This is a genomic window from Polaromonas sp. P1_G2, assembly GCF_056405515.1.
On sequence record NZ_JBFUBY010001177.1, the window covers coordinates 1 to 446 of the forward strand.

Sequence of the window (446 nt, forward strand, 5' to 3'; positions counted from 1 at the left end):
AACGTGTCCTGCTGGACGGTGTGCCTCCACAATACGCGGCTCGGCATGCTGCATTCGAACCACGTCACCCGCAACGCCTTCGGCAATCCGAACTATTACAATCTCTGCCCGTCCAGTCCGGAGGCGCGCGACTATGTCGTGACCCTGGTGAAGGACGTAACGACACATTACAAGCCTGACATGCTGGAGCTCGAAAGCCCGAATTTCATGGGTTTCGCCCATGAATACCATCATGAGAAGGATGGCGTGGGACTGAACGACGAGGATGATTTCCTGCTCTCGCTCTGTTTCTGCGACCATTGCATGCGGCGTGGGTCTGCCGCTGGCGTACCGATGGAAGAAGCCAAGCGGACCGTTGCCGGCTTCATCGCCGAAATGTGTGAACGCGAAATTCCGGCGAAGCAGTTTGACACCTTCCCCGCCGCCAGCATCGATGCCTTCAAGGC

At 57.6% G+C, this 446-nt stretch carries 1 pseudogene; it reads left to right on the plus strand.

Going from position 1 to position 446, the window contains the following annotated elements:
• Positions 1-45: 45 nt before the first annotated feature.
• Positions 46-446 (plus strand): annotated as a pseudogene (locus tag AC1D0P_RS29645) (hypothetical protein); the annotation flags it as partial.